The sequence below is a fragment of the Olivibacter sp. LS-1 genome, from assembly GCF_008245145.1.
In the GTDB taxonomy this organism is placed as follows: domain Bacteria; phylum Bacteroidota; class Bacteroidia; order Sphingobacteriales; family Sphingobacteriaceae; genus Olivibacter; species Olivibacter oleidegradans.
Map to the genome: position 1 here is coordinate 4,302,187 of NZ_CP041643.1, position 12,457 is coordinate 4,314,643.

The following is a 12,457-nucleotide window of genomic DNA, read 5'->3' on the forward strand; positions in this document are numbered from 1 at the left end:
TCGTTCAATAACCAGCAACTAAATTCCGATCACTAATAACCAATAACTAACAACTAATAACTAACAACCAATAACTAATAACTAATAACCAACAACCAATAACTAACAACCAATAACTAAACCCTAACACCTAACCGCTAACACCTAATAACTAATAATCAACAACTTCTATCCAAGTTCCTTTTGTTCGCGTTAAGAAAGAATGATCATACATTCCCTCACACTGCACCCCCGGTAAATAATATCTGCCAAGATAAGATGCATTTAATAAAATCTTAAACGTGCGGCTCTCGTTGCCGTTTAACGAAAAATAAAAAGAACTTCGATCATCCCGTATATCAATATAATCCGCTTTATTCTGTCCAAAAGCCCCATAATCAGTATATCGAGTATTTACAATTTCCCAACCGGAAGGTAAAATCTGCGTCAATGCCAAATTCTCCACACGATCCAAGCTTTGGTTCTTAACGGCTACCAAGGCAACAAATTCCGTACCTTGCTTAAGGGTATGTATGTCTAATGCCTTACCTGCCCTATCTACGAATTCAACCTGCACGGTTAAATTTCGCTGAATTACCTGTTCTCGGCCAACCGGTAAAACACCACTGTTTAAGAGTTTAACATACAAAGTATTTTTATCATTGTTTCTAATTTTGATACTATTCAGTCCCTTATTTATTTGTAAGCCCTTGTCTATAAACGATTTTGTAGTTTTGACATCCGCACTTTGCCCATGGTAACTAAAACGAGCATTAACACCGTTTTTGCCATTCAATTTTGCAAATTTAGCGATCGAATATAAGCTGTAAGCAGTGGTTTGGGTACTCATCCATGCACCGGACGACAGGTCTTTTGCTATTTTCGTAGCAAGCGCAAATGCATCGACCGTTCGGTTCAACAATAACAGAGTTTCCAGCACCATTGCTCGATTGCGTTCCGGCGAACCGTAATAATAATAGCTATAAGCATTATTAACGTTATTGATACTGCTAATTTTCAGTAATTCATTACCGGCGTGCTTTTGTCCCGCCAATACATAGGCGGCAGCAAGACGTAAACGAGCTTCATTAGAAATACCTACCGTTTCCCTTAAACGGTTCATCGAGGCCAAATCAGGAGCACCTGCTAATGCCAAGGTATACAATCGATAAGCCTGCGCGAAATCGCTACCGGGATGTGTCTCCATACGCCATTGTCTTGCCGCTCGCTGTTGATAGCTTATCCATTTGTTTTTAAAATCAATCGGCAAAACATATCCTTTTGTCTCCGCCTCTAACAAAAAGTGCCCCGCATAGGACGTACTCCAATCGTCGGCTGACGATAAGCCGGGCCAATAAACAAATCCCCCGTCCGGTAATTGAAACCCGGCGAGTTTGCTGATACCTTCAACTACATTTCGTTGAATAGCTTCGCGCTTGGCAGCTTCTAAATCAACAATATCGCCAAGGTACAATTGCGGAAAAACACTGGATGTTGTCTGTTCTAAACAACCGTGAGGATATTGAATCAAATAATTCAACCGGGCATTAAGGTCTATAGAAGGAAAAGAGGAAAGCTCTATACGCGCTTTGTTACTACCATCTACACCAAAAGGCTCCCAAGTGAGTGTCTGCTCTTCGTTGGCTTTCAATACCAGTTCTTTATAATCGTGGGTTATCGGATTCGGATTTTTGACATCGATCTCCACCGGATATGATGCCCTTTCATTACCCGAGCTTGCCACGACTTCCACTTTTGCCATTCCGGTTAACGCACCTACTTCCAAATCGAAGTACACCATCTTCTCGTCCAGACCACTAAAGCTAAGCGATTTGGCACTCGACCCCAGCACTTTTATTCCTTTGCTTACCTTTACCTGGACCCGTGCATTCTTTATCTGATTTTCCATAGCGAAAACGGTCACTGGTAAGGTTACTTTTTCCCCTGGAGAAATCTTCCGAGGCAGCGATGCTAATACCATTAATGGGCTTCTAACGGGTGTCGCCTTTTCTGTACTTCCATAAGCGCTCGTTTTAGCATCACCGGCAACCACCATCGTACGAACCGATCCTATATAGTTCGGCAATTTGACACGATGGGTTTTGCTTTCATTTTTCGACAGATGGAAGGGGCCCAGATAAATCACAACCGGTTTGAAGCGATCTGCATGTTTATTTTCGCCACCTCCAATATCCTCGTCACCGCCTATGCTGAATACCTGATTGATCTTGCCACCATAAGCGCCTATAACGTCATTATATACATCCCATGTTTTAACACCTAAGGCTTCTCTCGCATAAAACTTGTCCCAAGCATTTGGCGTCTTGAAACGAGTAAGATCCAGTAAGCCTTCGTCCACAATAGCGATCGTATAACTCATAGCCCTTCCATTTTTCTCTTTCACCTGCAGACTAACCGCTTGCTCGGGGCGTAATACATCCGGCATGGAAAGAACGGGCTGTAAAATGGTTTCTTTATCCAACACCTCTACAGGCACCACACCATACAAACGAATAGGCGCGTCGTTCAGCGTAGAAGCATGTGGTTGTAAGAGTGTCACAAAAAGATAGATATTGGGTGCCATTTCAGAAGTAACAGGTACTTCTAGCTGCGTCTCACCCTTTTTTGTTTTTACCCAATACGTGTTTACAATCTTCGCGCCACTTTCAATTGATACCAAGGCTCGGCTCCCTTCACTTGAAGGAAAGGAAATCTTCATCTTTTCCCCTACATTGTATTTTGGCTTATCGGTAGAAAACACCAACATATTTGCATTTGTCCCATCGGTATTTTTAGTCTTAGCCGACCAGTAAGGCCAGTCGATCAATACCGTCTCACCGCTTGCGTGCCCCCCGTCCAAGTCGGTTACACGTATAAAATATCTACCCCAGTCCTCATCGTTCACAACAAACTGCACGCTCGTTTTACCACTCGTACCGGCGCTGATACGATAACTTTTAAAAGGTGTTTTGCTGGAAGAAGCACTATAGCTTGATAGGTTATCGTTCGAAGCATCCCACCACCATCGCCAATCCACTTTATATATTTTCACTTCCAAGTTGGCTACTGCCTTCGGTCTTCCCTTTTCATCAACCGTTACAATATCAAATCGATTGCTTTTACCTGTTTCCAACATACCGTATTTATTCGGTTCGGGCGATTTTAAACCCACATAGGTTTGATAAGGCGAATAAGTAGCTGTTGCTACATCCGTGCTAAAATCGCCACCATTTTCATATACCTTTGTAATGAAGGAAGCCTTCAACATACCGGGCGCTTGCCCATGTAACTGCGGTTTGATACCAATCGTTGCTTTTCCGTTTTCATCAACATTTCCGGAGAACACGTTCACCTCTTCGGTGCTAAAGCTGCGTGCCGGATCATCAAAAACATAGTTAGCCAAGCCTTTAAATGTAGTTTTCATTTGATAAAACTTGGCTTGCATTTCTGCTTTCAGATTCTTAGCCACAGCTCCATGCAACCAGATTACCGAAATTTCATCAGTTGTTGCACTATTTGCTTGTAGCACCCGACCGGCCAGGTTGTTCTTTATCTTTAAACGGTTGGGTTTAATGGTTTCTATTTTGATACTTTTATAAAACCGGGCACCACCAACACTCACAACAGCTTCCCAATTTCCTGTAGGAGCTTCATCTTTTGTAGCAATAACAAATCGGTATAAATTACGCTCATTGTATCGTTGTACTAGCTGGGTAAACAACTTTCCGTTAGGATCGGTTAGCCGCAGCTTTATAGGATGATTTGCCGGTAGCTTATTAGCCTGATCATTTAACATAAACGAAAGAAACAAAGTATCTCCGGGACGCCAAACACCCCGTTCTCCATAAATGTACCCCTTCAAACCTTTCTCAAGCTCGTTACCGGCGACATCGAAATTGCTTAATGATAAAGAAAGCCCTTCTTCAAGTTTTACATAGGTACTACTATTATCTTTCTTTACGATAACAAAATATCCTCTTTTTGTATGGTCTAAGTGCGCTATTCCTTCGTCGTTCGTAGTAGCCTCAGCAACTTTCTGTTGTTGATAGTCATAAAGTTCGATATGTGCTCCCGGTACCACTTCGGTTGTTACAATGTTATTCACGGCAAAAAAATAAGAGCCGTTTTTACCCATTTTAGCAATCACACCCAAGTCGGTAGCCAAGACGTTGGTTGACACTTTGTTGTCGTAATAATAATATGAATTAGCACATGGATCTTCTCTCTCTTGCCAATTATAGTCGTCGTAGTAAGGATAGTCTTCAGACTCATTGCTTCTAAAAGACGCTTGCTCGTCTTCCAAGCTTTGTTCTTCCGGCTCCTCTCGGTTTTCTTCCGGTTGGCTACTACATGGATAAATAGAGTAGGCTTTTTTATAGCTAAATTCGACATGATAAATCGCACCTGGATCCGGCTTAATCAGTGAAGCGAGATCTAAGGCAAAAACATTCCACTTCCCATTGTTATATAATCGGTTTTGCGTCAGTTCAATTTTCTTCTTCGCAATAGGCAAAGCAACTTTTCGCAGATTGTAACTGCCATTTAGATCATTATCCTGCAAAAACTGCAAAATATTATCTTGATAAATCTTGTAAATTTTTACATCTACAGCCTTTAGGTTAGCCGCTTCAAAATTCAACTTTAGGTTATTCGAGCTTGGAAGTAAGGTCCCATTTTTAAGCAGTCGCACACCGGGTTTTGTTTGTTCAAAGTATACTTTTTTTGTATAACCCTTTTTAAGCTTCGTCCCTTGTGCACTTTCCACGCCCTGGAAAACCTCTAAGAGTCGCTCCCCTTTAAGGGGCTCGCTCAAAAACACTTTGAGCACATTCCCGTCTACAGTATACGTCAAACTTTTTGCTGAGTCAATCGTCACCAAGCCTTCAAAGTCTTGACTTTTTTTGAGTGGATCTGAAAAATTAATCAAAAGCAGTTGATTATTCTCCTCAGCCACTGTAGCCTTCATCACCTTAAAATGGCCTTTTGCGGCTATTTCTATTTCTTCCTCCCCTTTTTGATCGATATCCAAGTCGCTTCCGTCCCACATTAACTGAATCGATCCATCCTTTTCCGGTCTTTTGATGCTATCTACGATAAAGCGGAATTCAGTCCCCGACTTGATCTGATCAAAGCGAATAGGCAACTTGCCCGTTCCTTGTTTGGCATATATCAATTTTGCCGCTGATTGTACGTCCATCTCATCGCTTGTCCGCAAAACGGCATGTTGAAATTGATATTCCGAACTGTAGGATTGCAATTCTCTGCTAAGCACCACAAAATCTTGCTTAATCGTTTTTATTGTGAAATTGAACTCTTTCAGTTCTTTAGGCACATCAATCAACTCCTTCAACTTAAATGAAATTTGATATTCCGTATCCTGCTTTAATCGTTTACTCGGTTTAAACATCAGCGTATTTTGCGATAAAGCAATAACCTTCCCTTCAACCTTTGGTGTAATCTCAAAGAGATTGGATTCCAATTCCTGATTCGGCATCCATTCCTTTCTGTTGAAATTGAGCACGATACGAATCGTTGACTTCGCCGATATAATGCCTGACGTAAATTCGGTGATATAATCTTTATATAATGAAAAGTCAGAATTGAAATCTTTTCCGTTTTTTTTTGCGCAGGCAACCAAGAGGAAAAGAAAATAAATGAATAGGTATTTTTTCTTCATAGAGCAAATTGTGAAAACCATAATGCGTCTGATCGGATATTAGTAACAGTTCCGGAAGATACATATAAGGTTTTTGATAGCCATTTAAATACAGACAATAAAAAAACTACCTCCTTAAGAAGGTAGCTTAATCAATGTTATGAAATTTGATATAATACATGTAGACAGCTTTGTTTATACAGCAAAGCTAAAAGAAGCTGTTCGGTCTCGAAATACCTGTTTTCAGGTAATTTTCTAAAACCATCTTTTATTACCTGGCCTTCTCATTTCATGATCAAGCGAATACCGTCCTGAACCGACAATGAAGAAAACGATTAATAATAGCAAAACCACTAGCGAGAACCAGAATTCTGAGTTTAAGAAACTAAAACCGTTGGTAATGTTTACAAAAAACACTGCACCGAATAAAATTGGCAGCTGAAAGGCAATGGCCACTCGCGTTACTAATCCCAGCGCGATAAAAATCCCGCCAACCAAATGCGCAAAAGCAATATAATGCACAGCCGACCAAATGGATAATTGGAAATGGGTATTTTCCAGTAAACGCGCTACCGAATCCGTATCAGCTATAAAGCTTACACCCTTAGCAAAAATAACAACACCCAATACAATTCTAACAGCATCCATCCAGCGAGGGTGATGTGCATCACCCCAATGTTCGATTCTGTGGATTAGGTTCATAATAACCTCCTTTCTAATTGGTTATATAAAGTTAACAAAAATAAAATCGCATTTACAATTTTATTTTCATTTAATGGAGGTCATACCCTCTCCCTACCCAAACAAATCGCTGCTCAAATAACGGTCACCCCGATCACAAGCTATAAAGACAACAACCCCATGTTCTAGCTCATCCGCCACCTGAAGTGCTGCCTGCAGCGCACCACCGGAACTCATTCCTACAAAAATGCCTTCCCCTTTGGCCATTTGTCTTGCACGAAGTGTAGCATCCTGCTGAGACACGTCAATAATTCGGTCTACCCGCGAAGGGTCGAATATTTTCGGTAAGTATTCCACCGGCCAACGCCTTATGCCCGGTATAGACGATTCTTCAGTAGGTTGACAACCTACAATCTGTATATCCTTACTTTTCTCTTTCAGATACATAGAATTGCCCATGATACTACCCGTAGTACCCATTGAACTTACAAAATGGGTAATGGCTCCTGCCGTGTCGTTCCAGATCTCCGGTCCTGTAGTTTTATAATGGGCCATATAGTTATCGGGATTAGCAAATTGATTTAGGATAAAAAAATTCTCATTTGCTGCTTTTTCCTCGGCATAATCCCGGCAAACCTCTATTGATTCAAGTAAAGTAACTTTTGCCCCATATGCTTCCATCGTAAGTGCACGCTCTCTCGTAGAATTAGACGGCATGACCAGTTCAATTTCCAGTCCATAGATCGCCGCAATCATGGCAAGAGCAATACCTGTATTTCCGCTAGTAGCCTCAATAAGACGGGTACCTGCTTTAATTTCACCTCGTTCCATCGCACTGCGAATCATATTCAAGGCAGCTCTGTCTTTCACGCTTCCACCCGGATTATTCCCCTCTAACTTAGCGAATAACTTTACCTTTGGATTTTTATTTAAACGCTTGATTTCAACCAGCGGTGTATTACCTATACTTTCTATAATGTCCATTTCAATAAACTAATGCTCTTAACCCCATTGTTTGATTTAAATACCTATTTCTTTCCAGGGTCAACGATGGTACTTCCTATACCCGCTTCCACTACCTTGATAGTCGATTGATGATACACCGTAGATCCCGCAGGAACACTTTTCGTAAGCCAAACATTACCGCCGATTGTCGAGTGTGTTCCTACCACCGTATCTCCTCCCAGAATCGTAGCTCCTGCATAAATTATTACATAATCTTCAATGGTCGGATGTCGTTTCGTATTAGCCATAAACTTTTCCACGCTTAACGCGCCCAAAGTTACCCCCTGGTAAAGTTTAACATGATTACCGATAACCGTAGTTTCTCCAATTACGATCCCTGTACCATGGTCGATATATAAATACTCGCCGATTTCCGCACCCGGATGAATATCGATCCCCGTAAGCGAATGTGCATGCTCTGTTAATATCCGAGGTATTAATGGCACCTCCAATTTGAACAAAGCGTGAGCAATACGATAGAGAGAAATTGCCAAAAACCCCGGATAGGTACGAATAATTTCAAACTTACTCCGCGAAGCCGGATCACCATTTAAAATAGCTTCCACATCGGTATTCATTACACGATACAAGTCAGGAACGCGCTCAAAAAAAATTGCTGCTACCGCTTGATTATTACAGTCTTTGCAAGCTTTTGTTGCGTCCAAAAGTTTCACCAAATCGCTTTGCAAACTTAAAAAACGTTCCCGTATCCCCGTTAAACTCTGCTTAGGAGAAGTAAGTCGTTCCGGATAAATTAAATCCAATAAATTAAAGGCCCATTCCGCTATTACTTTATTGGAGGGAACTACTTCTACCCGATGCTGTTTCTCATAAATGTGTTGAAGAAAATCTTCGCTCATGTGGTTTTATTCTGATTATATAAACTTTGATAATTAGCCTATCCATCGTGAATCTGACATACAAAATAGAACAAGCGAGCAACGCTTTTACGTATAATGCCTTTTAGCACATAAAAGCGATTAGCCATCCACGTTTATTTTATAAGGTATTCATGAAAGCTGGCCTTTCATCTATCTCTTCTCAACCACAAAGAACTTTCTTCCCGTGGCATAATGTTATTGTAAAGGACGGAAAATTATTGCATTTATGGCAACACTTTTGTTAGTTCAATATAATATTTGAATCTTTTGCTCCCTTTTTGAGAAATTTTGGGTGTTGCCTGAGATACGGCGAGGTTTATAAATAGAAGGACCCGTCGGCATTAACAATGTCTAATGCACCGCAGATGTCATTACAAAATCGCTACCGGCAGGTCTCTTATCAGAAAGCATGATTAAATTAAATCAACTCAACCAGGGCTTCTCGGGTAAAACCCTTTAATTCATCCGAACGATTATCTCGTATTTTCGTAACCCAGAGTGGATCCGCTAAAAGTGCACGTCCTACAGCCACAAGATCGAAATCCCCCCTATCCAATCGGCGGATAAGCTCATCCAACGAACTAGGGTTGGAACTTTCACCTCTAAACGCGGCTAAAAACTCACCGGACAAGCCAACAGACCCAACCGTAATGGTAGCCTTTCCTGTCAACTTTTTCGCCCAACCCGCAAAGTTTAAGTCAGATTCCTCAAACTCTGCTTCCCAAAAACGACGTTGTGAACAATGAAAAATATCAACACCTGCGTCGGCTAAGGGCTGCAACCATGCTTCCATCTCAGCAGGTGTTTTTGCATGTTTATAGCTATAATCGCTCCCTTTCCATTGCGATAGGCGTAAAATAATGGTAAAATGTTCCCCAACCTGTTTTCTAACCTCTTTGATGACTTCTATGGCAAAACGTGAACGTTCGGATAAGGTTTTGCCCCCATAAATATCTGTTCGGTTATTGGTGGCTTCCCAGAAAAATTGATCGATTAAATAACCATGTGCCCCGTGTATCTCAACACAATCAAAGCCTAAACGCTTTGCGTCTGCTGCCGCGCTACCAAAAGCTCGTATGGTGTCTTCAATGTCTTTTTCACTCATGGCTCTCCCATTGGAAAACCCCGGCCTTGCCAAATCTGAAGGCCCTTCAAAAGGTGCTGCAGGAACCCAACCGGAATGGTGATTTTCCATAATACCCATGTGCCATATCTGCGGCCCCATGCTGCCTCTTGCTGCCTGTACACTCTTAATCACCTGCTGCCAGCCGGCCAAGGCCGATTCGCCATAGAAATGCGGGATATTTGGGTCGTTCGAAGAGGATACGCGGTCAATCACCGTACCTTCTGATAAAATTAACCCTACATCACTTGCAGCCCGCTTGCTATAATATGCAGCCACTGCATCTGTGGGCACACCATTCGGCGAGAATGACCGTGTCATAGGCGCCATAACGATTCTATTCTTTAAATTCAACGACTTCAGTTGAAAAGGCTCAAACAATTTTGTGGTACTCATTCTTTTGAATTTTTACCCTCCCTACGGGAGGCAAGCTTTTTACTTTTAATTTATAGCGCCGATTTTACAAAGTCTCCTAACAATTCAAAGGCCTTCTCATTACGTTTATAGTAGGTCCACTGTCCTATTCTTGTTGCTTCCAGTAGACCGGCCTTTAATAACAGGGCCAAGTATTCTGACACCGTGGACTGTGTCATGCCGCACTTCTCCTGTATCTTTCCTACACAAACCCCAACTTCCATGAAGTCGGCATGCTCCTGTGGAGGAAAATGCCGCTCAGGGTCTTTAAGCCATTGGAGGATATCCAACCGGGTCTTATTAGAGAGTGCTTTGAAAATCGCCAATTGATCCATGCAGCAAATATATATCGACTTTTCCCGATATCCCTATTGATAGAGATGCAAATGACGAAACATTGATAATAAGTGGATTGAATTACATTTCGTTGACCTTATACTCGCCTTTCAAAAATTTCCGCTTCAATGTGAAAGACTGCTGATGTGGATCGCTACCGGAAAACCAGTAGAAAAAAACACCCATAAACCGGAATTGCTCAGCTTTTCTCAGCTGTATACCTTTGGGAAAATTATTTCGGGCCTTTATAAAGAAGTTATATCCCTCGATAATTAAGAACAAAAGTTTAAAACATATTAATTACACTTATGAAACGATTTTTTCTATCCTGTTTTTTAGCGGCCAGTGTATTGGCCATGAACGCCTGCTCGGACGACGATGATCCACAACCGCAGGATTTTGACACCCATAAATACAAATTCACGGTTACGGCGGAAGGGTTGGGCGAAGATGAAACTGCAAGTTTTTCTTTTGGCGGTGTACCTACAAACTATCAAGAATCAACTCTTTGGAAAGTGGATGGTCAGGTTAGAACCAACGAACCATCCGTAAGAATAGAAGATTTTCCAAGCAAACGTACTTACGTAATTGAGTCAAACATTCCACTGGCTCAAGCCGCAGTCGTCATTTCCTGCCAAAACTTCGACGAGGTTCCAATTAAATTCAGCTATAAAGCAGAAGTTGATGGAAAAGTAGTCAAAGAAGACTCGCAAACAATTGCAGGTTCCGGTACACAGTATAATCAACAATACAAGTATTAAGCGGGATACCATCAGTTAAACGTATTGTTTAATATTCCCCCCCTGCCTATCGAGAATCTTCACGATAGGCAGGGATGTTACAATAATCCGGACATATTTTATTAAAGGCTTTAGGCGATAGGCAATAAGCAATAAGCTATAAGCAGTAAGCATTAGGCTTGCCCAGACCACCTATATCACATTGGCTAACCGACCGTAGGGAGCTCATGAGTACCAAAAAAAGCAAACACTTACGAATAATCGGCTATTTCCTACTTAACCACTCAACTACTTAACTACTTAACCACTTAACCATTTAACTACTTAACTACTCAACCACTCAACCACTCAACCACTTAACTACTCAACCACTCAACCACTTAACTACTCAACCACTTAACTACTCAACTACTTAACCACTCAACTACTCAACTACTCAACCACTTAACGACTCAACCACTTAACGACTCAATCGTCCCTTCTAAATTAAAAGCTTTTCCCTAAGTTTGCATGGAAAAGACTTTGCTATGCTTGGATTAAAACTACTGACAGACCCCCGTTGGGCGAATATTGCGCAAACAAATTTGGAAGAGATCTTAACAGACCATGCTTGGTGCGAGCAGAAAGCAGCCTCTAACGCCATTTCGTTAATTACCAACAATTCCGAACATGAAGATTTAGTGCACGAATTAACGGCGATTGCTATTGAAGAAATGCAGCATTTCCAAATGGTAATTGATATCATCAAAAAACGAGGTTATACACTCGGCAGAGAGCGGAAGGACGACTATGTAAACCAGCTGATGCGATTCTCTAAAAAAGACGGCAGCCGAAATACCGCTTTTATTGATCGATTACTCTTTGCAGCCATGATTGAGGCTCGCAGTTGCGAGCGTTTTCGCGTGCTATCCCAAAATATAGCGGACGAAGAATTGGCCAAATTTTATTATGACCTCATGGTCTCAGAAGCCAATCATTACACTACTTTTTTAAATTTTGCACGTAAATACACCCTCGATGTAGATGTGGATAAACGCTGGAAAGAATGGTTGGAATTTGAAGGTAAGCTCATTCAATCTTACGGAAAAAGAGAACATATACATGGATGACGGTTCATTATCCCGAATCAGTCACCAAACGATTCCCTAGAAAAACCGAGGCTTTGATAATCGAATACAGCTTCTTGCCATTTAAATTTGCATCAACTGCATTTGGCATGGTGCTTGCCTTATCTAGTGCTAAATATCTATATTACTATGAAAAGCAAAATTAAATTTTTAGGCATGTTGGCCATTGCCATGCTCTTGTTTACTGTGGGGTGTAGTAAAGACGACGATCCGACAGACAACGATTTCTTTGTAGGGACATACAACGGAACCATCACCTTCAGCAACGGAAGCGAGACCATTGCGGATGACGATGGCCGTGTAACTGTTGTCAAAGTCGATGATTCGTATACCTTCGATTTTGGTAGTAGCATCCCCAATATTAATGGCGTTAAGTTCCAGCAACAGGGGGACAACACTTACGTTAGTATAGGCGACGGACTTACCGGCATCACCATAACCGCGAATACCTTGAAAATGCTGGTATCAAACGATAATGGTACGTGGACAGCCGATTGTACACGTTAGTTACGTGC

9 protein-coding genes are annotated in these 12,457 nt (G+C 41.5%); 3 read left to right on the forward strand and 6 right to left on the reverse strand.

All coding sequences use genetic code 11. The features are described 5' to 3' along the window. Positions 1-151 precede the first annotated feature (151 nt). From FKG96_RS17750 to FKG96_RS17775, 6 genes are all read right to left on the reverse strand, one after another. On the reverse strand, positions 152-5,656 hold the full coding sequence (locus FKG96_RS17750) for an alpha-2-macroglobulin (RefSeq protein ID WP_149105732.1): 5,505 nt from the start codon (positions 5,654-5,656) through the stop codon (positions 152-154). Between the two features lie 234 nt (positions 5,657-5,890). Then, positions 5,891-6,337, reverse strand: a complete 447-nt coding sequence (locus FKG96_RS17755) for a DoxX family protein (protein WP_013667372.1) — start codon at positions 6,335-6,337, stop codon at positions 5,891-5,893. Between the two features lie 93 nt (positions 6,338-6,430). Then, entirely contained in the window at positions 6,431-7,300 is an 870-nt protein-coding gene (cysM, locus tag FKG96_RS17760) for a cysteine synthase CysM (RefSeq protein WP_130855693.1), read from the reverse strand. Positions 7,301-7,344: 44 nt separating this feature from the next. Continuing rightward, entirely contained in the window at positions 7,345-8,181 is an 837-nt protein-coding gene (gene epsC, locus FKG96_RS17765; protein WP_130855692.1) for a serine O-acetyltransferase EpsC, read from the reverse strand. A 439-nt stretch (positions 8,182-8,620) separates the two neighbouring features. Next, positions 8,621-9,721 (reverse strand): NADH:flavin oxidoreductase, encoded by a 1,101-nt coding sequence (locus tag FKG96_RS17770; RefSeq protein ID WP_130855691.1) that lies wholly within the window; start codon positions 9,719-9,721, stop codon positions 8,621-8,623. Between the two features lie 50 nt (positions 9,722-9,771). After that, positions 9,772-10,074 carry a helix-turn-helix transcriptional regulator gene (locus FKG96_RS17775; RefSeq protein WP_130855690.1) on the reverse strand — a complete coding sequence of 101 codons (303 nt, stop codon included), beginning with the start codon at positions 10,072-10,074 and terminating at the stop codon, positions 9,772-9,774. A gap of 309 nt (positions 10,075-10,383) precedes the next feature. On the opposite strand from FKG96_RS17775, the gene FKG96_RS17780 reads away from it, so the two are divergent. From FKG96_RS17780 to FKG96_RS17790, 3 genes are all read left to right on the forward strand, one after another. Further along, positions 10,384-10,836, forward strand: coding sequence for a hypothetical protein (locus tag FKG96_RS17780; RefSeq protein ID WP_130855689.1), 453 nt, complete (start codon positions 10,384-10,386; stop codon positions 10,834-10,836). Positions 10,837-11,342: 506 nt separating this feature from the next. Further along, on the forward strand, positions 11,343-11,924 hold the full coding sequence (locus FKG96_RS17785) for a tRNA-(ms[2]io[6]A)-hydroxylase (RefSeq protein WP_130855688.1): 582 nt from the start codon (positions 11,343-11,345) through the stop codon (positions 11,922-11,924). A 147-nt stretch (positions 11,925-12,071) separates the two neighbouring features. Then, on the forward strand, positions 12,072-12,449 hold the full coding sequence (locus tag FKG96_RS17790) for a hypothetical protein (protein ID WP_149105733.1): 378 nt from the start codon (positions 12,072-12,074) through the stop codon (positions 12,447-12,449). Positions 12,450-12,457: the final 8 nt, after the last annotated feature.